Source organism: Fimbriimonadia bacterium, from assembly GCA_039961735.1.
Lineage (GTDB): Bacteria > Armatimonadota > Fimbriimonadia > Fimbriimonadales > JABRVX01 > JABRVX01.
Map to the genome: position 1 here is coordinate 58,140 of JABRVX010000006.1, position 24,506 is coordinate 82,645.

The window sequence follows — 24,506 nt, forward strand, 5'->3', positions numbered from 1 at the left end:
AACTCCCTGCGACGCCTCGCCTTACGCGTAAGGGGAGGAGGCTCGGCACTCACGGCATTCGACCGGCGTTAGCGCAGCAGCTCGCGGGAGATGATGATCCGCTGTACCTCGGACGAGCCTTCACCGATCTCGCAGAGTCGCGCGTCTCGCCAATACTTCTCCACATCGTACTCGGTAGTGTATCCACGCCCACCGAAGATCTGCAACATTCGGTGCGTCACCCGAGAGGCCGCTTCCGTGGCGAAGAGCTTGGCCTGGGACGCAGCGAGATGCACCTCGCCGCCCTCGTCGTAGATTCGCGCCGCCTTGTGGATCAGCAGCCTAGCAGCTTCGATCTCCGTAGCCGAGTCGGCCAGCATCCACTGGATCGCTTGGTTCTGTGCAAGAGGCCGTCCGAACTGCTCTCGCTCCTTCGAGTAGGGAATCGCCGCCTCGAGTGCTGCCTCAGCGATACCTAACGCCATCGCAGCGATCCCGATGCGCCCCCTCTGCAATAGCCCGATCGATTCCGAGAAGCTACCGGGCGTGCGCCACCCGATGGCATTGTCCAGACGGAAGCGCGTGGTGTAGCTGGCCTTCACGCCCGTGGTCTCGATCCGCGGCTCATTTCGGTAGCCGGGTTGGCCGGTCTCCACGAGAAATGCCCCCATATCGTTCTCCGAGACGCGAGCTATCACTACTACCAACTGCGCCCGCGCTGCGTTGGTGATGAACATCTTCTCGCCGGTGAGGTACCAGCGGTCCGGGCCGTATACGTCCTCGGGTGCGGGAACTGCGGTGGTGCGCACGCCGCGCGCGTCGCTGCCCGCCGTCGGCTCGGTTAGTGCCCAACCCATCCGCCACTCGCCACTGACGATCTTGGGCAAATAGAGCGCCTGCTGCTCAGGGGTAGTGAACCGGACGAGATGCCCCGCGCAGAGGGCGTTCAGGGCGGCGACGTTCATCCCCAGCGCCCCGTCCCCCTTAGACACCTCACGCACCGCCTCGGCATAGCAGCCGCAACTAACCCCGCTACCTCCGAGTTCTTGCGGGACAACCATAGTGAGAAGGCCGATCTCCGTAAGGATAGGCCAGAGACTGTCCGGCCAGCCGCCCTGGGCTTCCCAGGCACGGTGATTGGGGCGCACTTCCCTCTCGACGAACTCCTTCACCCGAGCCAGGAACTCCATCTCACGCTCGTTCAGTTGCAGCAACATACCTATCTCCTCTTCGAGACACGGTCGCGGCAGCCTTGCCCGACCCGTGCAAACGCACAGAATACCTCCCAGCCAACATCGCGGTGCTTACCGCTCTCCTACAGCCGGATGGAGGTTGGCCCATGGAATGTCCAACACCAGTCCCCGCTCCGCTGCCAAGTCCCGGATTCGCTCCATCAGGGTGAGTGCAAAGCGTCGACGGGCCTCCTTTTCGTCGAGACCCTCTGCCACCGAAGCGTAGGTGAACGGCTCACCCCACACGATACTAATCTTCGCGCGTCTGGGCAGCTTCGCGCCCCTGGGTAGGAACCGGTCGGACCCCACCACTGCCACAGGGATCACTGGGGCCGAGGCAAGCTTAGCAAGCAGCGCGACCCCTTGGTTCGGTTCGCCGAGCGACCTGCCGTTGCCGCGCGTGCCTTCTGGGAACACCAGCACCGCCTCGCCGGCGCGCAGTAAGGCTTGAGCCTTGCGGATCGCCGCCAAGTCTGCCGAGCCTCGATCCACCGGGAACGCCCACACCATCTTCAGGACCCGACCCACTACGGGCACGAACAACTGCTTCTTGGCCATGAAGCACAGGGGTCGGTGCGTCGCGCTCCCGACCGCCGGCGGGTCGGCGAAGCTCAGATGGTTCGGTGCGACGATCAGCGAACCCGTTTTCGGCACACGCTCTTCGTGCACCCACTCCAGTCCGCCGGCCGCTGCGAAGAGGCCCCGGAAGGCGGAGCGACCGATGCAATAGAGTACGCGTCCCACTACTCCTCCAGCCGAGAGACGATGCGATCCACCACCTGCTCGACGCTCAGATCGCTGGAGTCCACGATGATGGCATCCGGCGCGCGCCGCAAGGGCGAGTCTTCCCTCGTGCTGTCCCGACAGTCACGCTCCCTCTGTTGCGCCAGAACCTCGGCAACAGTGGTCTCGATGCCTCTCGCGGTCAGCTCCTCGTAGCGACGACGGGCACGTACCTCGGGCGAAGCATCCAAGTAGACCTTGAGGTCTGCATCGGGCGCGACGACGGTGGTGGTGTCGCGTCCTTCCAAAGTCCACCCGCCCGACTCGATGATGCGCTGCTGCGCCGTGACCATCGCTCGCCGGACAGTCGAATGAACGGACAATGCGGAAGCCAGATCGCCGGTCTCGGGGGTTCGTATCTCCTCGGTAACGTCGCGTCCTTGGCAGATGACCCGCTGGGCGGTCGGGGGACCTTCGAAGACGATCTGAAGGCTGGCCGCCAAGTCGCCGAGTGCATCGGCGGGTGCGTCGGTAAGCCCTGCTCGAGTTGCTGTCAGGGCAAGTGCCCGATACATCGCGCCGGTATCCAGATAGTGGAGACCGAGGCGCTCGGCTAGCGCCTTTGCAACCGTGCTCTTCCCTGCCCCCGAGGGTCCGTCAATCGCAATGACCAGACCATCACGCTTCACGGATGTCGGCTCCGAGCGAATGCATCATCTCGACGAACCCTGGAAAGCTGGTGTCCACGCACTCCACGTCCTCTACGACGGTTTCCCCCTTCGCCGCGAGCCCAGCGACCGCGAGGCTCATCGCAATGCGGTGATCGCCGTGGCTACACACCACGGCTCCATGCAGTTGCGTCGGCCCGTGCACCAGCAGCCCGTCGTGTGTGTCGCGAATGTCGGCACCCATCTTGCGCAGCTCCGCGGTGATCGTCGCCAGCCGATCGCTCTCTTTGTGCCGCAGCTCGGACGCGCCCGACAGCTCTGTGTACCCGTCAGCTTGTGTCGCGGCGACCGCGAAGGCAGGCACCTCGTCCACCATGCGCACCACCAGATCACCCGCGGCGGAGAGGCCTGACAAGGGCGAATGCTCGGCTGTCATGTCGGCAACCGGTTCTCCCGCCTGCTCCCGTCGCCTCGTTATGTGCAAGTGAGCGCCTGCGCCGATCAGGAGATCCAGCAGACCCGTTCGCGTCGGGTTGTCACCGACGCCGAGCACTTCCACCGAAGACCCCGGCACGATCAGACCTGCTACCAGTGGAAAAGCTGCTGAGGACACATCGCCGGACACCTCGACGTCCGTCGCTCTCAGCCTAGTTCCACCGCGCACAGCAACACTCAGGTCCGATCGCTCGACATCGGCACCGAACGCAACTAGCATTCGTTCGGTGTGGTCCCTGCTCAGCGATGGCTCTGTGACGACAGTCTCGCCCTCGGCCTGCAAGCCCGCGAGCAGTACACAGCTCTTCACCTGGGCGCTCGCAATGGGGCTCTCGTACCGAATGCCGTGCAGCCCACCGCCCCGGATTGTGAGCGGAGCCAGGCGACCATCCTCTCGCGCATCTACATCGGCCCCCATCTTTCGCAGCGGCTCGACGATCCGCGCCATCGGTCTTCGACGTAGCGAGTCGTCGCCCGTGAGTACGGAGAGGAAAGGGCACCCGGCAAGCACTCCTGCCATTAGGCGCATCGTCGTACCGGAGTTTCCGGCGTTCAGCACATCGTCGGACTCTTTGAGCGAGCCCCCGGTCACGGACCACTCGCCAGGTCCGAGTCGCTCCACCGAGACACCTAATTGCCGGACGATTCTCACTGTCGCCAGGCAGTCTTCACCTTCCAGCATGCCCCGAATCGTCGTGGTCCCCTCAGCCAGTGCACCCAGGATGAGAGCGCGATGCGAGATGCTCTTGTCCGGAGGGCTGATCACACGCCCGACAAGCGGGCGTCCGCCCCTCACACGCCAGGCCCGGCTCATCGACTCGCCTCGTCCTTCAGTCGCTTCGACTCGCTCAACAGCTCTAGCACCTTCTGGTCGTCGTGCGCCTGAATGAAGTCGCGCATCTCCCTCAGATAGTATTCGAGGTCGTATAGCGTAGACACCACCTCGTCGCGGTTGCTGGCGATGATGCTCTGCCACAATTCCGGGGAGCTAGCGGCGACGCGGGTAAGGTCGGCCCAGCTAGGGCCTGCCATCTGTGGATGGGTCAGCATCGCACTCATTCGCATCAGCGTAGATGCGAGAACGTGGGGTAGGTGCGAAAGCACGGCGGCATGACGGTCGTGCTCTTCCGGGGACAGCAGCAGCGGCTTGCTCCCGATGGACTCCACCAGGCCCTTGACGGTCTGCAACGCCGCGTTGTCTGTGTCTGCAGTCGGGGTCAGCACCCAAGTGGCACCGTCGAAGAGGTCCGCGGTCGCGTGGCTGGGTCCGGAGTTCGCCCTTCCCGCCATCGGGTGACCTCCGACGAATCGAGGACGAAATCGCAATGGATAGGTCTTAGTCCACGAGACGATTCCGGCCTTCACGCTCACGGTGTCCGTCACGATGCACCCATCGCGGGCAAACACGTCCGCCTCCACGAGACAGGGCACGACGGCTGGCGGCGGAACGGCGAGCACGAGGATGTCCGCGGCACCCAGGTGGTTCAGGGCTTCGTAGGTCTGTTCGACCGCGCCGGCCTGCAATGCGATGTCGCGCGCTTCGGGGTCGGTATCGAAGCCGAACACCTCTTTGCATACGCCGTGTTTCCTAAGGGCAAGGCCCAGGCTCGACCCAACGAGGCCGAGCCCGACGATGCCAACCCGGCCAAAGCTTCTACGCCGCATGGCCTCCGAGTTGGCGTCCGACGGCTGCTGCCACCTTTTCGGCGGCCGCCATGAGCGCCTGAAAGCCCTCGAAGGTTAGGCTCTGCGCTCCGTCTTTCAGCGCCTTGGTCGGTTCGGGGTGGACTTCGATCATCAGCCCGTCCGCCCCAGCAGCTATGGCCGCGAGCGCGACGGCGGGCACGAGCCCGGAACGCCCGGTCCCGTGGCTGGGATCGGCGACGATGGGGAGGTGCGACAGGTCCTTGACTACCGGGATGGCATTGATGTCGAACGTGTTACGAGTGGCTTGCTCAAAGGTGCGGATCCCGCGCTCGCAGAGGATGATGTGCTCGTCGCCCCCGCTTGCCAGGTACTCGGCGGCCTGCAGCCACTCCTCGATGTTCGACGCCCAGCCGCGCTTCAGCATCACCGGCAACCGAGAGCGCCCGATCTCTCGCAGCAGACTAAAGTTCGCCATGTTGCGCGTGCCCACCTGAAGGATGTCCGCGTACTTAGCGACCAGTCCGACGTCCCGCGTGTCCATCACTTCGGTGATGACAGGCAGACCGGTCTCATCGCGTGCCGCGGCGAGAATGCGGAGACCGTCTTCTCCCATCCCGTGGAAGCTGTATGGCGAGGTGCTCGGCTTGTACGCGCCACCTCGCAAGATGGATGCCCCAGCGGCCTTCACTCGTCGCGCCGTCTCGAGCAGCATCTGCTCGCTCTCCACGGTGCAGGGGCCGGCCATGACCGTGATCGTCGGACCACCGATGGTCACTCCGCGAACGTCGAACACCGTGCCCGCAGGCTTGGCTGCGCGAGCGACCAGCTTGTAGGGCTTCAAAATGGGAACGACTTCGTCCACACACGGCAGACCGTAGAGTCTGTCTCTCAGGGTGAGAGGCTCGTCACCGATAATGCCTACAATCGTGCGCTCGACTCCGCGCGAGAGGTGTGTGCTATAGCCCTGGCTCTGGATGAACTCAAGTAGCCGGTCCAGCTCCTCATCGGACGTGCCCGGCTTGACGACGACGATCATTCCGCAGCTCCCTATTTGAACCCGGCGAGTATACCCATGGACTATCGCCTGGCTCGCCTCGGTTCTCCCGCAGATTTGCCCTCGACCTTGGCAAACACCACGTCGGTTCTCACCGAGCGGGAGACGAACGAGAGCTTGACCTCGCGCCAGTCTTCCGGGGCGAAGCGAACGTCGAAGCGCAGCGTCCACACCGCACCGTAGTAAGGCCCGGGCGGCACGTAAGTCGGGTGCATGCCGGGGCGATCCGGCTCCTCGAAGCACAAGGCTGCCGCCAGACCGAATGGATAGCCCGAGGCCACTCGTTCGTTGTCGCCAGAGAGTCGCTCGACAAGGCGCGCCTCCTTCAGCGGGCAGGGAGAACGATCTATGCTCAACGCGGCCGTCAGCTTCTCCAGGCTCCATCTGTCGGCCATAGTCTCGGCTTCCCGCGTGACCGGCGTCAGCTTGGGAAACGCGGTCAGGAGTAGCACGACCACCAACTCGCCTTCGTGCGCGCTCGACCACTCGGTCCAGAGCCGGAGCGCATCTTCCGAGGTGCGTAGCTCGCGGCCCGCCTGATAGCCCAGCCACTCGGAGGCGCACTCGGGAGTCAGCAGCCATGCCCACTGGCTGTGCCGCTTCGCGATGCCGTCGAACCACAGGCCCGCAGGCTGGCGCCAATCCTTACCGACCTCGGCGACGCCGTTGCGCAAGGTGGCAAGGCGTTGCCCACGCTCGAATGCGTCTGGGATGGGCGCGCCAGGCCACACAGGCACGCCGGCTTGGGCCAGGACGAGGGCAACTAGGAGAGGAACGAGCATACATTGTTGATTGTCGCCCTCAGCGGGTGCGACCCGCAGAGCACCTTCATGCGTCTAGATATAATAGACCCTCACCAATGTGAGCGGCGAGGGATAGAATTCGGTGTCGGCGCTGTGCAAGAGCCACGCCGGGGAGTGAGCCATGAACTGCCCGAAGTGCGGACAAGACAATCAGCCCGGTTCGAGATACTGCATCCACTGTGGCGCGGCACTCGCCGCGCCGGCTGCAGCCACGAGCCAGCAGCCGCAGGTGCGAGAGCGTTCGGCTGCCGCAAAGGCACCCGGAATACCCATGGGAACTAAGCTGGCGCTGGGAGTCGGAGCGCTGGCCGTCATCCTCGTGGCAGGCATCCTTATCGGTAAGTACGGCCCCTGGCAAGCGAAGGCCAAAACCCGAGCAACCGGAGTGCTCCAGGCCGAGGGCAGTCGGCCCACAACCGGCCTGTTGCAAGCCGAAGGCTCCAAGCCGGCCACAGGCATCGCCCAAGCCGAGGGTTCCCCGCCACCAGAGCGCAAAATGATGCCGGAAGACATCCGCAAATGGCTGGAGCACCTGGAGCGCATCGAGAAGCAGCGGGTGGACATGGCCAAGGATCAAATTTCTTCCCTGATGGTCGCAATGACGAAGCTTTCCGTCTCGGGCGGCGCGGACAACCTAGAGCGGATCATGGCCGGCGAGGACCCCAAAGCCCCGCACGAGGATTTGTCGGCTCAGGCGAACACCATGCGCTCCGAGTGGAACGGGTTGATACAGAGGTTTCGATCATTCCCTCCGCCGCAGCGATGTCGGCAGCTCGCGGAGACCTACGATCGCGCGCTGGTCGCTACCTCGTTGTCTCTGCTCACTGTGACCGACGCCCTCGGCAAGGCGTCCAGCGATCTCCACGGCGCCCTCTCGTCTGTTCAGCGGATGCAGGGCGAGTCTTATCAAAGTGTGGACGTGCCGGCCGCGTCGTCCGACAACCAGCTTGCCGAGATATGCCGCGAATACGACACGGACAAGTGGTTCGTGATTCATGCGGACATCGCCGGGCAGATCGGGAGCATCGGTCGCGGATTCTGAGCCTATCGCTCGTGCAGGTAGACCATTTGAGCGCGGCGAAACCCGCAGGCATGTTACAGCCCCCCAGCCTCGGAGCTGCCCTACTCGTCTCTGCCGAGAAGTACGGCGACAAGCCTGCGCTCATGCAACGCGACGGCTCACGGTTCGTGACGCTCACGTATCGCGACCTACTCGCCCGAACCCGCGAGGTCGCATCGGCGCTTCGGGCGTCGGGCATCGTATCGGGCGACCGCATCGCGCTGATGTCGGAGAACCGGCCCGAGTGGGCGCTCCTCGACTGGGGGGCTCAGCTCGCCGGCGTGGTGCTGGTGCCGCTCTTCCCCACGCTCGCGGCACCTCAAGTTCGGTACATCCTGAAGGACAGCGGGGCCAAGTTGCTGTTCTGCGAGGACGCGGGCATCGTTGCCCGCTGTGTGACCGCTATCGAAGGCGTGGACCCGAAGCCGAGGCTGGTGTCGTTCGAGCCATCTCCCCACGCACAGACGTTTACGCAGTTCCTTCAGGCAGGTTCGGGTCATGACTTTCAACCCGCCGATGCGCAGCCGGACGACCTGTGTACGCTCATCTACACGTCGGGGACCACGGGCGACCCGAAGGGAGTGATGCTCACCCATCGCAACCTGCTGTCCAACATCGAGTCTTGCTTGGAGGCCCTCGACGTCGGGGCCGATGACGTGTTCCTCTGGACCCTGCCGCTGAGCCACGTGTTCTCGCGGATGGCGGCCCACTTCCTCCCGGTGTACTGCGGTGCGACCATCGTGTGCAGCAAGTCGCTGCGAACGCTCGCCGACGACATGCGGCTAGGCCGCCCGACCGTGATGTTGATGGTCCCACGCTTCCTGGAACAGCTCAAGGCGCGAATCGAGGATGGTGCCGAACGCCTCCCGTCCATCCAAAGAGCGCTGTTTCGTTGGGCGCTGTCCGTCGGGCTGCGCATGCCGCCGAAGGGCTCGAAGCTGGAACGCGCACCCCTGTGGCTGAGGTGGCAGTCCGCGCTGGCAGATCGCCTGGTCGGGCGCAAGGTCCAATCCCGGTTCGGCGGGCGGTTACGCTTTGCGGTGTCGGGGGCGGCAGCGCTGCCGACCGATGTTTCCGCCTTCTTCAACGCCTTCGGCATCGTCATCCTCCAGGGGTACGGGCTGACCGAGACTTCGCCGGTAATCTCCGTCAATCGGCCGGATACGAACCGCTTCGGCACGGTCGGACCACCGATTCCAGGAGTGGAGGTGCGGATCGCCGAAGACGGCGAGATCCACACCCGCGGCCCCCACGTGATGAAAGGCTACTATGGTCTGCCCGACGCCACGCACGAGGTTCTGAGCCCGGACGGCTGGTTCGCTACGGGCGACGTCGGCGAGATCGACGAGCAGGGCTACCTGCGCATCACGGACCGGAAGAAGGACCTGTTGGTGCTCGCGAACGGTAAGAACGTCGCGCCACAGCCCATCGAAGCATTGCTCAAATCCTCTCCGCTCATCGAAGAGGCCGTGGTGATGGGTGACGGGCAGCCGGTGGTCACGGCACTTATCGTGCCCGACTTCGATGCCTTGCGGCGAGCCACGGGCATTTCCGCGAGTGAACCGGCAGAGATCGTCTCGCTCCCAGAGGCTCAGAAGCGCATCCGCGAGGAGGTGGACACCCTTTGCCAGGCAGTCGCGGACTTCGAGCGAGTGAGGCGATTTGCCCTGTTGCCGGAGCGCTTTACGGTGGAAGGTGGCGAGCTCACTCCCACGCTCAAGGTGCGTCGAACCGTCATCCGCGAGAAGTACGGGAGCATCATTCAAGCGCTGCGAGGAGAGTGAGGCAGGGGGCCAGCGGCCTGGGACCGGCGGGGTATAATCGGTCAAGACATGAATCGTCCCCCGCTGAGTGCGATTGACCACACTGTCGTATTTGGGATCCTAAACGTCACCCCGGACAGTTTTAGCGACGGAGGCCTATTTGACGATCCCAAGCATGCCCTGGATCAAGCCCTTCAGATGCAGGAGGACGGGGCGGACGTCATAGACGTGGGTGGCGAGAGCACCCGGCCGGGTTCCGAACCCGTCACTATCGAGGAAGAGATCCGGCGCGTCGTGCCAGTCATCGAGTCCCTATGCCAGGTTCTCCGGATCCCGATCTCCGTAGACACCTACAAGCCAGAAGTTGCCAAAGAAGCCGTCGCCGCCGGGGCCACGGTAATCAACGATATCACCGCACTTCAGAAGCCTGCGATGGCGGAACTGGCCGCCGCATCCGGGTGCGACATCGTGCTGATGCACATGCAGGGCACGCCGAAAACCATGCAGGTCGCTCCTACCTACAGCGACGTGGTGCAGGACGTGAGCGCCTACCTGGAAGCACGCATCCACACCGCCGAGAAGTATGGCATCGCGAACGACCGAATCTGGGTGGACCCCGGGTTCGGCTTCGGCAAAAGCTACAAGCACAATATCGAGATGCTGGCGCGCATGAACGAGTTCCAGGCACTGGGCAAGCCAGTGTTGGTTGGACCTTCGAGGAAGTCTTTCTTGAGTCGCCTCGCCGACGCTCCCACAACGGACCGCCCCGGTCTGACGGGAGGAGCTGTCGCCGCCTCGGTGCTGGCTGGCGCGAGGGGAGTACGGGTCCATGACGTGCGCGTCATACGCGACATTCTCCTCGTACTTGACGCAATCGCCGGCGTGAAGTAGGAACCTGGGTGCAGGGCCCTGCGTCTCACTTCCGGATGAGCAACACCACCAGAGTCATTGTTGCGAGCTGCGTTCTGGTCGCCCTGTCCGCCGCCGCCCTCGCGCAGGACACGGCCGAGCAGGCCCGTGCGCTGGTGGACCGCGCGCTGTCTGCGTGGACGGCTCAGGAGTCGCTCTGCTTCCACGTCACCGGCACCACGACGGCGGGTGACAGCACGACGAACTTCACGGCCACAGTATGGAAGTCCGGCCCCGAGAAGGTGCGGCTGCAGTACCTCGAAGGTGGCAACGCTTCCTCGCTCATTCTCATCATCGCCGACGGCAAGAGCGTATGGCGATGGAGCCAAGCCCGCAAGGAGTACCAGCAGATCCATGCGCTCGGGGGCGGCGCGAACCTGTTGGCACTAATGAGCAGCCTTGCGCCAGCCAATGCCACCGGCGCACTGCGACTCGTGATGGGAGACTCGGACCTCGTCCCTGCAGGCCAGTATTTCCTAACCGGATCGCCGCCGGGCACCGCGGCCGGCACGCAGATCGTCCAGTGCTCTGCCACCAAGGGAGTCGGTAAGGCGGAAACGGGGACACGCGTTACCTTTCGGATTGTGGAGGGCGAGACTGGGCCGTGGCTTCAAGAGGTGCGGATGAGCCAGACGCGTACCACTTCACGTAGCCTCGCGCGCGTGTCGTGGAGAGGGTCCTTCGTGCAATGGAAGGAGCTTGGACCAGAAGGCTTCACCTTTGTTCCACCGCCCGGCTCTCGGTGTGTGGGGGTGTACGAGTCGCCCTAGCAACTCCACCGAGCGGCGAGCAGCCTTCGGGGTAGAATCCCCTCACACACGCCGGCGGGGCTCATGGTGTTGGGCCCTGCCTGATTCTGGAGGGCCCTCAATGGCGAACGGTTCCCCAGCGTTCGAACGCGTTGTCGTGATCGGCGCAGGCGTTATGGGATCGGGCATCGCGGCACACCTAGCGAACTTGGGTCGGCAGGTTTCTCTCCTCGACATTCCCCCTTCCAGCCTTACGGACGATGAGCAGGCGCGCGGCGCGACACTGACGGATGTGGATGTGCGACTGCGAGTCGTTCGCAGCCTGTGGGATCGAGCGAAGAACGCTCGTCCGCCGCACTTTTATCTCCCCGACACTGCAAACAATGTCCGCTTGGGCAATGTAGAAGACCACCTCGATTGGGTTCGCGATGCCGACTGGGTGGTCGAGGCCGTGCTAGAGAAGATGGACGTGAAGCGGGACCTGTATGCCAAGTTAGACCCGCTGCTAAAGCCCGACACGCTGATCACCACCAACACGTCGGGACTACGCATCTCCGAGCTGGCCGAGGGACGCAGCGAGTCTTTTCGCAAACGGTTCGTGGGCACTCATTTTTTCAACCCCCCGCGTTACCTCAAACTGCTAGAGATCATTCCCACGCCCGAATCCGATCCTTCGGTCGTCGAGCAGGTTGTGACGGCATCCGAAGACGAGTGGGCGAAGCGAGTAGTAGTTGCCCGCGATACGCCTGGATTCATTGCGAACCGCATTGGGATGTTCTGCATCGTGCAGGCCGTTCATGCAGCGCTGGAGACGGGACTCACTATCGAGGAAGTGGACGCCCTTACCGGGCCGCTTCTCGGGCGCCCGCGCACCGGCACCTTCCGTCTGCACGATCTGATTGGCCTGGACATCGTGGAGGACGTCGCCGGCAATCAGTACCGGCGTTTGACGCACGACCGGTATCGGGACCTTCTTCAGTTGCCAGAACCGATGAAGAGGATGCTGGCCGATGGACGTCTCGGCAACAAGAGTGGCCAGGGCTTCTACAAACGCGAGGGTAAGGCATTCCTGACTCTGGACCTCACGACCATGTCCTACCGTGAGGCAATCGAGCCACGGATCGAAGGGATCGCGGACATCTCCAAGGCTCCGTGGGGCGAGCGGCTGAACAGGCTGTTGCTCCGTGACGACCGTGCGGGCGAGTTCCTCCGGAAGCATCTCGTCACTTCACTGACTTACGCACTCTACTGCACGCCGGAGATTTCGGACACCTTGCTCGGTGTGGACCGGGTGATGCGCTGGGGCTTCGGCTGGGAGCTCGGACCATTCGAGATGGTAGACGCCATTGGCATCAAGCCCTTCGTGGACTTCGTGGGGGCGCAAGGGCTGTCCGTGCCCCCGCTGTTGGCCGAGGTCCATGACGCGGGGCTGACCGGCTTCTATCACAAGGAGCGCGGCGAGACGGCGTACTACGACATGCCGAGCAAGCAGATGACGATACTGGCCGACGACCCCCGCTACGTCGTGCTAGCAGACTTGAAGGCGAAGACCAGCCCCGTGTTCGAAACGAAGGATACCAGCCTTCTGGACCTCGGAGACAACGTGCTGTGCCTCGAGTTCCATACCAAGATGAACGCGCTGACCCCGGAGATGCCGCACGCGGTCATCGAGGCGGTGCGGCGAGCCGAGGCCGATAGGAAGGCACTGGTGCTGGGCAACGAAGGGCGCGGGTTCAGCTGCGGCTTCGACCTGAGGACGTTCCTGGACCTCATGGAAGCACAGAACTGGACGCGGATGGAGCAAATCCTGCGGGACCTGCAGGCGGCATCCAAGGCTCTGCGCTACTCCACGGCTCCGACCGTCGCTGCCATCCATGGGTTCTCGCTGGGCGGCGGGCTGGAACTGCCCATGCACTGCGCACGGATCGTGGCCGCTCCGGAGACCAGCATCGGCCTTCCGGAGGTGACGGTCGGCGTCATTCCCGCTGCAGGCGGAACCACGACCATGGCCCTGCGGAATCCAGGCTTGGAGCAGCGGCTGGGGGCGTTCAAGCTGGTGGCCAAGGGCGAAAAGTCTGCCAACGCCGACGAAGCCCGGAGGATGGGCTACCTGGAAGCACGGGACCTCACCTGCTACAACGCCGACCAGTTGCTGTTCGCCGCCAAACAACTCGTGCGACAGACATGCGAGCCGCGAAGATACGAACCGATCCCGGGACTGGGCCCGCAGTTCCGTGATGCTGTGAGCCAGTGGATGGATGCGGAGAGCGCAGCAGGCAACTTGCTGGAGCACGACCTCGTGATGGCGCAGGCCGTGGCGGCGGTGATGGCATCGGATGGTGAAGTGCTGACCGAAGAAGAGATGCTGGAGCGGGAGCGAGAACAGTTCCTGTCCGTCGTGCAGAACAAGAGGAGCAGTGACCGAACTCGGCACATGCTCGATACTGGCAAGCCGCTGCGCAACTGACATACGCTGAACCAAGAAGGGGGAACCGAGTTTGAAGATACTAGTACCGATCAAGCGCGTTCCGGACCCATACGCCAAGATACGTATCCTTCCTGACGGCAGTGGCATAGACGAGACCGGGCTGAAGTGGGAGATCAACCCCTTCGACGAGATTGCGGTCGAAGAAGCCGTGCGCACGCGTGAAGCCGGCAAGTGCGAGGAAGTGCTGGTGGTCAGCATCGGCGGTACCGAGTGTCAAGAGCAGCTTCGCAAGGCGCTCGCCATCGGTGCGGATAGAGCGCTTTTGATCGAGCATGCAGGCATGCTGGAGCCGCTCGATACCGCTCGCGTGCTGAAGGCCGTGTTCGAGCGCGAGCAGCCGACCGTGGTCCTTATGGGCAAACAGGCGATTGACGACGACTTCAACCAGACCGGCCAGATGCTTGCCGGGCTGCTCGGGTTGCCCCAAGCCACCTTTGCCTCCAAGATCGAGTGGCTAAACGGAGAAGCTCGCGTGTCACGCGAGGTGGATGCTGGGATCGAGACGGTACGCGTAAAGCTTCCCGCGGTAATTACGACCGACCTTCGGTTGAACGAGCCCCGCTACGTACCGTTGCCCGGAATTATCCGCGCTCGCACGAAGCCGTTGCAGACCATGTCACTGCAGGAACTCGGTGTAAACCCGACATCTTTGGTCCAGATCATCGGGATGGCAGACCCACCCACACGGCCTCCGGGACGCAAGGTGAGCTCCGTAGATGAGCTGATCACGGCGCTCAGAGAGGAGGCTAAGGTTCTATGAGCCGCCTATTGGTAATCGCCGAGACGAACGGCTCCACGCTCCTGCCAGCAACGGGTGCCGCGTGCTCTTTCGCTCAGCTTTCCGGTCTGCCTTTCGACCTGCTGGCTATCGGAAGCGGCGTGACTGCCGGCGAGTACGGCGAGATGGGTGCAGAGCACGTGCTCTTAGCGGACGCCCCCCGATTGGCCAAGCCATTGGCTGATAGGTATGCCGCCGTCGTGGCGGAGGTGTTCCGAGCCGGAGGGTACAGCCATGCCTGCCTGTCCTCTACCACCTTCGGGCGCGACCTGTTGCCGAGGGTGGCAGTGCTGGTCGGTGCGCCGATGCTGAGCGACGTGTTGGAGATCGTGGACATGCAGGGCGGGGTGTTCAGACGGCCCATGTACGCGGGTGCCGTGATCGCGACGGTGCGCGTCGCGACAGCGCCGCTGATGCTGTCCATCCGCCACACTGCTTTTCCGAAGCCCGAGACCCGGACGACCTCGGTGGTGAAGCCGGTCAACGTGGGGGAGCTGCCGACTGGCATGGAGTGGGAGTCGGAGCAGACCACCTCGACCGGTAGGCCCGACCTGACGCAAGCGCGAGTGGTAGTCAGTGGCGGACGTCCGTTGAAGGACGCGGCGACCTTCGAGGAGCATATCGGGGCGCTGGCAGACCTGTTGGGCGGCGCGGTGGGCGCCACACGGGCGGCGGTGGACGCGGGAATCGTCGGCAACGACTTGCAGGTCGGGCAGACGGGCAAGATGGTCGCTCCGGACCTATACTTCGCCATCGGGATATCGGGTTCGACGCAGCATCTGGCGGGCATGAGCAGTTCGAAGGTGATCGTGGCCATCAACAAAGACCCGGAGGCGCCGGTCTTCGAGGTGGCGGACTACGGCCTCGTCGCCGACCTCTTCACCGCGGTCCCGGAGCTGAAGTCGAAGCTACGGGGCTAGTTCGCTGCGTTGACGGTCGGTAGCTCGATTAGGTATAAGACCGGCGGCTGCGTCCGCGTCGTCAAACCGCAAGGAAGCGCTCTTGCCAAAGAATGGGAGTCATTGACGTCATGCCAAGCTCATCTGTCCGATCCGCTGTGTGCAAGAGGGGCGCTCGCACTGCGCGCCCTCTCTTTCTGTTCGTAACCTCGCTTTTCGCTCTGGTCTGTCCGCTCGCGGCGTTCGCGTCTGCGGAGGCGAGCATCCGCCTACAGTTCTCGCAGAACGATCTCACGTTCCTGTACATCTCGCTCGGCTTCGCGATCCTGTCGATCGCATTCGGCGTGGCGCTGCGCCTTGCCGTATTGAAGAAGAGCCCCGGGAGCGAGAAGATGCAGGAGGTGTCGAGAGCGATCCGTGAGGGGGCGCTCGCGTACCTACGCAAGCAGGTTGCCACTATGTCCATCATGGTCGTGCTGCTTGCGGTGGGGCTGTATTTCCTGTATCTCAACAACCCGCTTTACGGACCCCTGATGGCCTTCTGGCTGGCAGTGTGCTTCGTGGCCGGTGTTGCCGCGTCGTACATCGCCGGCTACGTGGGCATGGGCATGGCCGTCATGGCAAACGCCCGAACGGCCAATGCTGCCCTCACCACCAGCAAGGGGTCTATCGAGACGGCCTTCCGCGCGGGCGGTGTCTCCGGAATGTTCACCGTCGGCATGGGTCTGCTCGGCGCCACGCTGATCTTTCTGTTCGCACGCGAGCAGGCGATGCGACTACTAATCGGCTTCGGCTTCGGGGGGTCGCTGGCGGCGCTGTTCATGCGTGTTGGTGGAGGCATTTACACGAAGGCGGCAGACGTCGGCGCGGACCTCGTGGGCAAGGTGGAAGCAGGCATTCCCGAGGACGACCCGCGGAACCCCGCCACCATCGCGGATAACGTGGGGGACAACGTCGGCGACTGCGCCGGTATGGCGGCGGACGTCTTCGAGAGCTACGAGGTCACGCTGGTTGCGGCCATCATCCTGGGCGCGGCGACCGCGGCCGTCTTCCCTGCGGGATCGACCGCGTGGATGAAGCTAATCATCTTCGCCCTCATCGCTCGTGGCCTCGGGGTTCTTGCGTCCGGCATCGGCATCCTGGGAATGCGCGGCTCGGAGAACGTAGATTCGAATCCTCTGACCTTCATCTCCAGAGGCTTCTGGATCTCAGCCGTGGTAGCGGCGGGCCTCACTTGGGCTTTCGCCTACTACTACATGCAGGACATCAAGCTCGCCAACGGCGTCACGGTCGAGTGGTGGAGGTTCGCGCTCGCGCTCACCTTCGGCATCGTGATGGCCTACGCGATCGAGCGCCTCACCGACTACTACGTATCGTCGCACAAGCGGCCGGTTACCGAGGTAGCGATGATTTCCCGAACGGGTCCTGCGCCGATGGTGATCCAGGGTTTCTCGTACGGAATGGAGTCCAGCGTCTGGTCGCTGTTCGCGATCGTGATCGCGCTGTTGACGCCGCTGTTCATCTTCCCGCCCGGCACGTTTGGCGGCACGCTACTCAGCTTCTACGGGATCGCACTGACAGGTCTCGGTCTGTTGACCACTACCGGCTACATCCTCGCGATGGACACCTTCGGCCCCATTTCGGACAACGCTCAGGGCGTGTTCGAGATGTCGGGCGCGATGAAGGAGCTGGACGAAGAGGACGCGGGAGGCGAGCGGTCGGTGCGAGCGCACAAGATCGTTCAGCGCCTGGATGCCGCCGGCAACACGACCAAGGCTCTGACGAAGGGCTTCGCGATTGCGACTGCCGTGGTCGCAGCGACCGCTCTCTTCCACTCATTCGTGGAAGACGCGAACCTCGCGGGCCACGTTTCCACAGAGGTTCCTCAGGCGGTCAAAGATCGGGAGCTTTCGCCCCAGGAGTCGAACATGGCTGAGACGATTATTACGCAGATCTCTCCGGGTGCCGATGGCAAGGAGGTCATTGACCGTGCTCGCATGGCACTGATGGCGACTGGCAAGACCGACCCGACCGACGCTGACGTCGGGCGCGTGCTGCAGATTGCCATCGTCCCGCTAATCCCAGCCGACATGATGATGGGGGCGAGCCCATCCGTGGCCCCAGAGGACATCTACAAGAACTTGCCGGATGCAGCGCTCCTAGCCACCGGAACTAAGCGGCCGCCGACCGGACTGCCGGTGGACATCCCACAGATCTTCCTCGGCCTGCTGATCGGCGGTGCAGCACCCTTCCTGTTCGGTGCGTACTCTATCAACGCCGTCGGGCGCGCCGCGTTCAAGCTGATCGAGGAGGTCCGCAGGCAGTTCGGAGCCGATCCCGGCATCATGGAGGGCACGAGCAAGCCGGACTACGGACGCTGCGTGTCTATCGTGACCGCGGCCGCGCAGCAGGAGCTGTTGAGCCCCGGCATCATCGCCATCGCACTTCCCTGTCTCGTCGGCTTCGGCATGGGATTTGGCGCGGAAGAGGTGACCATCGGTGGCAGCAAGTTTGTGCTGACGGGCGTACAGGCGCTTGGAGGCTATCTCGCCGGCGCGATCCTCTCCGGCCAGCTACTCGCGGTGCTACTGGCCAACAGTGGCGGCATCTGGGACAACGCAAAGAAGAAGATCGAGGATGGCCTGTACGGCGGCAAGGGCACGGACGAGCACAAGGCCGGCGTAGTCGTGGACACCGTTGGCGACCCGTTCAAAGATACCGCCGGGCCAGCCATGAACCCGCTGATCAAGGTGATGAACCTCGTCAGCCTGCTGCTCGCGCCAGTCATGATTCAACCGATGTCCAACACGGTACGAGCGGCCATCGTGGTGGCGTGCATCGCGGCGCTCTGGGTGGCTGTGTTCCTGAGCAAGAGGGGCTCGCTCGCCAGCGAGCTCGCTCAGGTCGGCACTGGCGAGGAACGGCTCGCTCTGAAAGCCTAGCGACGTTGGCCGGAGCCGCCTAGCGGCGGCTCCGGCCCCTTACTCACTCCCGGGGGCCATATGTCTATCCTAGTCAACTCGGACACCAAAGTTCTCGTTCAGGGCATCACAGGGCGTGAAGGCGAGTTCCACACTCGCCAGATGCTCGCCTATGGAACCAAGGTGGTCGGGGGAGTGACGCCTGGAAAGGGTGGGCAGACGTTCCTGGACGTACCGGTGTTCGACAGCGTGGCAGAGGGGATACGCGAGACCGGAGCGAACGCCACTGCCATCTTCGTGCCTGCACCTTTTGCCCCGGATGCAATCCTCGAAGCCGAGGACGCAGGTGTCGCGGTCATCGTGTGCATCACCGAGGGCATCCCCACCCACGACATGGTCCGCGTGTGTGGCAAGCTGCGGGAGCGGGGCCGAGCCCGGCTCATTGGGCCGAACTGCCCAGGTATCATCACTCCTGGCCAGTGCAAGATCGGAATCATGCCGGGCCACATATTCGCGTCCGGGCCGGTCGGGTTGGTCTCCCGAAGCGGGACCCTGACCTACGAGATAGTGTGGGAACTGACGCGAGCCGGGTTCGGTCAGACCACCGCGATCGGCGTTGGCGGCGATCCCGTGCTGGGCACACGCTTCGTGGACGTGTTGCCCCTCTTCGAGCAGGACCCAGAGACCCGGATCGTCGTTCTCGTAGGCGAGATCGGCGGCACGGACGAAGAGGTAGCGGCGGATACCATCAGGACGATGTCCAAGCCTGTCGTGGGGTTCGTGTCGGGTCGCACGGCACCGCCCGGCAAGCGCATGGGACACGCGGGGGCCATCATCAGCGGCGGGCTGGGTGGAGCCGATTCCAAGCTCGCCGCGCTGAGCGCAGCGGGCGTCAAGATCGCCGACACGACCACAGAAATCGCGAATCTTGTGAAAACCCTCGCAAGGTAACGGATTGCTAGGAATGGATAGCTTGACGAAATTCTGGTAGAATAGAGGCACCACCGGCGAACTGAGGTCGCAATGGGAATCTCCGATGACACCGTAGTTCTCGCGGAACGCCTCTCGGACCAGTTCGCTCGCATTATGTTCCGCTGCATGAGTGAGCGGCTGGTAGAGGAGTTGACGGCCGCTGAGGTAACCTATCCACAGCTGCAAGTGCTTCACTATGTCTCGCGCCACTCTCACGTGAGCGTCGGAGACGTGGCGGCTGGGCTGGATATTAGTTATCCTAGCGCCACGAACATGATTCAGCGACTGGGCAAAAAGGGGCTGATTTGCAAGACAGAGGACCCTCGCGACCGCAGGGCCGTGAACATCACCCTCTCCGAAAAGGGCGCACGGGTCGTTAACTGGTTAGACCGTGAGCGCAGCACTCGATTTGCCTTAATCCTCGACAAGATGGAGCCCGCCGAGCGGCAAGCTTTTTACTGCGCCCTGGGCCGATTCGTATGCTCTGCCATCGATGCCGACATCGCGAGCCCCGACGAGCTGTGCCTCCGATGTGGGCAGGACCGAGTTGACGGCTGCGTGGTGAGAGAGCGTGAAGGCAACGACTTCTGCAAATAGCCCCATCCCGCCGGGCATTTTGTATCTGGATTACGCCGCCACCACACCACTGGCTCCGGAAGTGCTGGAAGCGATGATGCCGTTCCTGACATCATCGTTCGGTAACGCCAACACACTCTACTCTCTGGGCGCGGAGTGTAGAGAGGCTATCTACGCTGCGCGTGAGACGATGGCCCGGTTCATCGGCGCGGAGGATCCGAGCGAGGTCGTGTTCACTTCCGGCGGCACCGAATCCGACAACGCTGCCATCCGCGGCGTGCTGGAAGCCAACCCAAGCAAGAGTGTCGTCTGCTCCTCCATTGAGCACCACGCCGTATTGGACACGTGCAAAGCGGTCGCTCGTGACCGCTGTGTCGTCGTGGATGTCGGGCCGGACGGCATTCTGAGCCCAGACGCGCTGCGAGCTGCGATGCCGCCCGACCCGTGTTTGGTTAGCGTGATGCACGCAAACAACGAGATTGGCGTCATCCAACCAATCCGCAAACTAGCTGCCGTGGCGCACGAGGCCGGCGCCGCTTTCCACACCGATGCGGTCCAGTCGGCGGGCAAGATCCCGATTGACGTCGTGGAGATGGGGATTGACCTGCTCTCCATCTCGGCACACAAGCTGTACGGCCCCAAAGGGGTGGGAGCGCTGTACGTGAAGAAGGGCACGCCGATCAGAACCCAGCAGACCGGGGGCGAGCAGGAATTTGGGAAGCGCGGGGGGACGAGCAACACACCAGGGATCGTTGGGTTGGCTAAAGCCGCTGAAATTGCGATGGAGGAGATGGCGGAGGAGGCGGTGCGGCTCCGCGCACTGCGCGACCGCCTCATTGACGGCGTGCTGTCGCTGGTACCGGACTGTAGAGTGACTGGCGCGCACGAGCCTAGGCTGCCACACAACGCACACTTTTTGTTCCGAGGGTGTGAAGGCGAGTCGATCCTGCTGAACCTGGACCACGTGGGCATCTGCTGCAGCGCAGGCGCGGCGTGTGCGAGCGGGTCCGTAGAGATGTCGCACGTTCTTCGCGCGCTCCGGATCGAGCCGGAGTGGGGCCAGGGCTCGATCCGAGTGTCACTGGGTCGGTACACGACGGAGGCGGACATCGAGCGGGCAATCACCGCCTTGGCATCGGCCGTGGAACAGGTCCGGCGGCTGACTGCTTCGCCCCCACTGAGCTCCTAACCGGACCCCCCGGCGTAAGGGCGTCATCGCCGATGCACCAAGCTAGCGGCCCCGCAAAGTTGCTTGCCCTTTCCTGCCCCGCGAACGAACCGGGCTCTCGATACGTAATCTATGTTGCGCGGGAGCACAGGAACCCCAGAAAAGTGCATCGAGTTCCAGGCCCCTTCGAGCCCCATTCCGTGAAATCATCCGCAGAATCGTGAACATTGCGTGGGCCAGTAGGGTTGACAGGAGCGGCGCACTGTGTTATCTTGTTGTGTGAAGTGTGGTGTGGCTAGGGAACGAAAGTCCCGACAATGGGCCAAAGCGCTCAGCGGGACGAGTGCCGTTCGTCCTACGAATCAGAAAACTTGCTGCCTTCACCGAATGCCGGCGCTCCCGATGGCAGGGATTGCGTAGTCGGGTGCGAGCCGTAGCAGGATTCCTTTTTACGAGCGTGCATCGGTTGCGCGTGAGGAGGTTAGGAAAGTGCCAATAGACGACACGCTGGACCAAGTGCGGGAGGCACTTCGGTCGCAGCTACCCCAAGACTTCGGTCGTCGGGATGCGGTCGTCGAGTTCCTCGTAGTGGACGCCGACGACGACAGCCCCGAGGACGCGACGGACGACGAACTTGCGCTGATCGAGGAGGCCGAAGAGGAGCCGGACCCGATCACCCAAGGGAAGTTCGACGCGCGCGCTGCTGCCAAGCTGAAGCTGCAAGGCGGGTCCGACGATACCGAAGAACTCGAGATGTGGATGCGGCAGACCCGCCGCGCACAGTTGCTCACCCCGGAACAGGAGGTCGATCTGGCACGGCGCGTCCAACAGAACGAGCAGTGGGCCAAGAACATGCTGATCGAGTCTAACCTGCGGCTGGTGGTCAGCATCGCGAAGAAGTACAACGCGAGGGGCATCCCGCTCGCTGACCTGATCCAGGAGGGCAACCTGGGTCTGATCCGCGCCGTGGAAAAGTTCGACTGGCGCAAGGGCTTTCGGTTCAGCACATATGCTACGTGGTGGATTCGGCGCGCGATCGCTCGAGCGATCATCAACCAAGGCCGGACCATTCGCATCCCGGTATACGTGGCGGAGTTGATCAACAAGGTGATGAAGACCGCCAATCGGCTGCAGCAGGAGTACCATCGCGAGCCGACGGAGGAAGAGATCTCTCGAGAAGTTGGGCTCTCGACCGAGCGCGTGCGCGAAATGCTGCGCGTGGCCATCGAGCCGCTGAGCCTCGAGACGCCCGTGGGTGAGAAGGACAACTCCTCGCTGGGAGACTTCATCCAGTCCACAAACATGCCCACTCCGACGGACGTGACGCATAAGCTGATCCGCCGGGAGGAGATTGACGCGGTGCTGAAGCGGCTGACGCCGCGAGAGCGTGACGTGGTTCGGCTCCGGTTCGGGCTGGACGACGGCCGGTCGCGCACGCTGGAGGAGGTCGGGGTCGCGCTGAAGGTGACCCGCGAGCGCGTGCGGCAGATCGAGCTCCGGGCGATGAAGAAGCTGCGGAGCCTCGGACAGGAGTACGCTCACATCGCAGCCCTTCTGGTGAGCAACAACTAGCAGTTACGGCGCACGATCCGAGGGCCGGTGGTGCGTGCACCACCGGCCCGTATCACAGCTCCGCGGCTGCAGCCGAGACAGATACGGGAACTAGACCCTGGCACCACATGCATCCATAGGCGGGTCGCTCGAGCTAAGGTCTATCATGTTGCGTCATGCGCTCTCAGGACGATGAGAAGGGTGGCGATGTCGGTTGGACGGACGCCGGGTACACGGGAGGCTTGGCCGACGCTGCGGGGACGGATGCGACTAAGCTTATCCCGGCTTTCCAGCGACAGCGCGGGAAGAGAGTGGTAGTCGAAGTCTTCCGGGATGGGAAGTGCTTCGAGCTCCCGTTGGCGCGCCGCCTGTCTGTCCTGCATCTCCAGATAGCCCTCGAACTTGGCCTGGAGTTGCACCTGCTCAGCGACAGCGACGGCCACACCATTCGTCCTTCCCACCAAAGCGGCCGCCTTGCGAAAGTCCATCTCCGGGCGCTTCAGGAGATCATACACGCTGGTGCGGTCCGACACCGGCGTGGTTCCCACTGCCTCCAGCCGCAACGAGTCCTTGCTGGACACGTGGCTCTCCCGCAGCACGGCCGTCTCGCGTTCGATAGCTTCCCTCTTCTCGCAAAAGATGCGCCACCTGGTGTCATCTACCAGTCCTACATCACGACCGAGGGGTGTTAGCCGCATATCGGCGTTGTCATGACGAAGGCGCAGTCGGTACTCGGAGCGTACGGTGAGCATGCGGTAGGGGTCCTCCACACCCTTTGTCACAAGGTCATCCACTAACACGCCGATGAAGCTATCAGTTCTCGAGAACACTACTAGAGGCTGGCCTTGTGCCAGGCGAGCGGCGTTGATGCCTGCTACGATTCCCTGCGCCGCCGCTTCCTCATAGCCCGAGGTGCCGTTCACCTGGCCCGCGAGGAACAACCCATCGCATAGCTTGCTCATCAGCGTGGGGTCGAGCCGGGTGGGATCTGCCATATCGTATTCCACCGCGTAGCCAGGGCGTAACATCTCGACTTGCTCCAGCCCGGGCAGCGTGTGCAGAAATGCTAACTGAACGTCGGCTGGGAGACTCGTGGACATGCCTTGCACGTACAGCGAAGGAGAGTCCCACTCCTCCTGCTCCAGGAAGATGGGGTGCGATGTCTTGTTAGGAAAGCGCACCAGCTTATCCTCGATGCTGGGACAGTAGCGAGGTCCCACCCCCTCGATCCTACCACCGTACATCGCACTGCGCCCTAGGTTCTGCAGTATCACCTCGTGTGTCGCGGCGTTCGTTTGCAGCGTCCAGCAAGGCAGCATGGGGCGCAAGGGCTGAGGACGTTCGTGCAGGAAGCTGAATGCAGGGCACGAGTCGTCTGCGGGTAACACACCTAGGCGTGAAAAGTCCACCGTACGAGCATCCACACGCGGCGTGGTGCCCGTCTTGAAGCGCCGGAGCCGGATGCCGAGTTCGGCGAGTGCAGCCGAGATGCCGGTGGACGCCGGATCGCCGTGGCGTGCCGCGGCGTGCGACTGCTCCCCGATGTGACACAAGCCGTTGAGGAACGTGCCCGTGGTAAGTACCACTGCCCGAGCGAGCACCTCGCTGCCATCTTCCAGTCGCACGCCTTTCACGCGGCCGGCTTCAGCGATCAGAGAACTCACGGTGCCACGTATCAACTCGATCTGCGGCTGCTGCTCCAACACGCGCAACATCTCTTGCGGGTAGAGCCGCTTGCACGCATGGGCGCGCAGCGTTCGGACGGACGGGCCCTTCCCTTCTCCGCAGTAGCGTATGTGCGTGAGTGCGCGGTCCGTGGTGATGCCCATCTGCCCACCGAGTGCATCCACTTCGCGCACCAGGTGCCCCTTGGCCGGACCGCCGATGCTGCAGTTGCAGGGCATGTGTGCTGTCCGCTCGGGAGCGATGGTGACGCAGGCGGTGAGGCAGCCGACGCGTGCTGAGGCGAGGGCGGCCTCGCACCCCGCGTGACCACTCCCCACGACGATGACCTCGAAGTCGGTCTGCTTCACCGGGCGGAGTCTACCGCCGGTTCGCGAGGCCGAGAGCC

At 63.4% G+C, this 24,506-nt stretch carries 20 protein-coding genes; 12 read left to right on the forward strand and 8 right to left on the reverse strand.

The window, feature by feature from the left end:
- Positions 1-68 precede the first annotated feature (68 nt).
- The 7 genes from HRF45_02660 to HRF45_02690 form a co-directional block, all read right to left on the reverse strand.
- Positions 69-1,196, reverse strand: a complete 1,128-nt coding sequence (locus HRF45_02660; GenBank protein MEP0765430.1) for an acyl-CoA dehydrogenase family protein — start codon at positions 1,194-1,196, stop codon at positions 69-71.
- Between the two features lie 87 nt (positions 1,197-1,283).
- Positions 1,284-1,955 carry a 1-acyl-sn-glycerol-3-phosphate acyltransferase gene (locus HRF45_02665; protein ID MEP0765431.1) on the reverse strand — a complete coding sequence of 224 codons (672 nt, stop codon included), beginning with the start codon at positions 1,953-1,955 and terminating at the stop codon, positions 1,284-1,286.
- Positions 1,955-2,623, reverse strand: a complete 669-nt coding sequence (locus tag HRF45_02670) for a (d)CMP kinase (protein MEP0765432.1) — start codon at positions 2,621-2,623, stop codon at positions 1,955-1,957. Before HRF45_02670 ends, HRF45_02665 begins: the two co-directional genes overlap by 1 nt.
- Positions 2,613-3,911, reverse strand: a complete 1,299-nt coding sequence (gene aroA / locus HRF45_02675) for a 3-phosphoshikimate 1-carboxyvinyltransferase (protein ID MEP0765433.1) — start codon at positions 3,909-3,911, stop codon at positions 2,613-2,615. Before aroA ends, HRF45_02670 begins: the two co-directional genes overlap by 11 nt.
- The gene (locus tag HRF45_02680; GenBank protein ID MEP0765434.1) at positions 3,908-4,762 is read right to left on the reverse strand and encodes a prephenate dehydrogenase/arogenate dehydrogenase family protein; all 855 of its coding nucleotides are present in this window, start codon (positions 4,760-4,762) and stop codon (positions 3,908-3,910) included. The genes aroA and HRF45_02680 overlap by 4 nt, the downstream gene beginning before the upstream one ends.
- Complete coding sequence (gene aroF, locus HRF45_02685) at positions 4,752-5,780, reverse strand: 3-deoxy-7-phosphoheptulonate synthase (protein ID MEP0765435.1); 1,029 nt, start codon at positions 5,778-5,780, stop codon at positions 4,752-4,754. Before aroF ends, HRF45_02680 begins: the two co-directional genes overlap by 11 nt.
- 41 nt (positions 5,781-5,821) lie before the next feature.
- Positions 5,822-6,580 (reverse strand): hypothetical protein, encoded by a 759-nt coding sequence (locus HRF45_02690; protein ID MEP0765436.1) that lies wholly within the window; start codon positions 6,578-6,580, stop codon positions 5,822-5,824.
- A gap of 142 nt (positions 6,581-6,722) precedes the next feature.
- On the opposite strand from HRF45_02690, the gene HRF45_02695 reads away from it, so the two are divergent.
- The 12 genes from HRF45_02695 to HRF45_02750 all read left to right on the forward strand — a co-directional run bounded on the left by HRF45_02695 (position 6,723) and on the right by HRF45_02750 (position 22,456).
- Positions 6,723-7,643: a zinc-ribbon domain-containing protein gene (locus HRF45_02695; GenBank protein ID MEP0765437.1), complete on the forward strand. Its 921-nt coding sequence runs from the start codon at positions 6,723-6,725 to the stop codon at positions 7,641-7,643.
- Between the two features lie 26 nt (positions 7,644-7,669).
- The gene (locus HRF45_02700) at positions 7,670-9,445 is read left to right on the forward strand and encodes a long-chain fatty acid--CoA ligase (GenBank protein MEP0765438.1); all 1,776 of its coding nucleotides are present in this window, start codon (positions 7,670-7,672) and stop codon (positions 9,443-9,445) included.
- A gap of 48 nt (positions 9,446-9,493) precedes the next feature.
- Positions 9,494-10,315 (forward strand): dihydropteroate synthase, encoded by an 822-nt coding sequence (folP, locus tag HRF45_02705; protein ID MEP0765439.1) that lies wholly within the window; start codon positions 9,494-9,496, stop codon positions 10,313-10,315.
- A gap of 8 nt (positions 10,316-10,323) precedes the next feature.
- Entirely contained in the window at positions 10,324-11,103 is a 780-nt protein-coding gene (locus HRF45_02710) for a hypothetical protein (protein ID MEP0765440.1), read from the forward strand.
- Between the two features lie 100 nt (positions 11,104-11,203).
- Positions 11,204-13,549, forward strand: a complete 2,346-nt coding sequence (locus tag HRF45_02715; GenBank protein ID MEP0765441.1) for an enoyl-CoA hydratase/isomerase family protein — start codon at positions 11,204-11,206, stop codon at positions 13,547-13,549.
- A 31-nt stretch (positions 13,550-13,580) separates the two neighbouring features.
- Positions 13,581-14,330 carry an electron transfer flavoprotein subunit beta/FixA family protein gene (locus HRF45_02720; protein MEP0765442.1) on the forward strand — a complete coding sequence of 250 codons (750 nt, stop codon included), beginning with the start codon at positions 13,581-13,583 and terminating at the stop codon, positions 14,328-14,330.
- Positions 14,327-15,268 carry an electron transfer flavoprotein subunit alpha/FixB family protein gene (locus HRF45_02725; GenBank protein MEP0765443.1) on the forward strand — a complete coding sequence of 314 codons (942 nt, stop codon included), beginning with the start codon at positions 14,327-14,329 and terminating at the stop codon, positions 15,266-15,268. The genes HRF45_02720 and HRF45_02725 overlap by 4 nt, the downstream gene beginning before the upstream one ends.
- 110 nt (positions 15,269-15,378) lie before the next feature.
- Complete coding sequence (locus tag HRF45_02730; GenBank protein MEP0765444.1) at positions 15,379-18,189, forward strand: sodium/proton-translocating pyrophosphatase; 2,811 nt, start codon at positions 15,379-15,381, stop codon at positions 18,187-18,189.
- 60 nt (positions 18,190-18,249) lie between these two features.
- Entirely contained in the window at positions 18,250-19,119 is an 870-nt protein-coding gene (gene sucD / locus HRF45_02735; protein ID MEP0765445.1) for a succinate--CoA ligase subunit alpha, read from the forward strand.
- Between the two features lie 72 nt (positions 19,120-19,191).
- Complete coding sequence (locus HRF45_02740; protein ID MEP0765446.1) at positions 19,192-19,737, forward strand: winged helix-turn-helix transcriptional regulator; 546 nt, start codon at positions 19,192-19,194, stop codon at positions 19,735-19,737.
- Between the two features lie 16 nt (positions 19,738-19,753).
- Positions 19,754-20,905, forward strand: coding sequence for an aminotransferase class V-fold PLP-dependent enzyme (locus HRF45_02745; protein ID MEP0765447.1), 1,152 nt, complete (start codon positions 19,754-19,756; stop codon positions 20,903-20,905).
- Positions 20,906-21,637: 732 nt separating this feature from the next.
- Positions 21,638-22,456, forward strand: a complete 819-nt coding sequence (locus HRF45_02750; GenBank protein ID MEP0765448.1) for a sigma-70 family RNA polymerase sigma factor — start codon at positions 21,638-21,640, stop codon at positions 22,454-22,456.
- A 143-nt stretch (positions 22,457-22,599) separates the two neighbouring features.
- Here HRF45_02750 and mnmG read toward each other — a convergent pair whose 3' ends face one another.
- Positions 22,600-24,468 carry a tRNA uridine-5-carboxymethylaminomethyl(34) synthesis enzyme MnmG gene (gene mnmG, locus HRF45_02755; GenBank protein MEP0765449.1) on the reverse strand — a complete coding sequence of 623 codons (1,869 nt, stop codon included), beginning with the start codon at positions 24,466-24,468 and terminating at the stop codon, positions 22,600-22,602.
- Between the last annotated feature and the right edge of the window lie 38 nt (positions 24,469-24,506).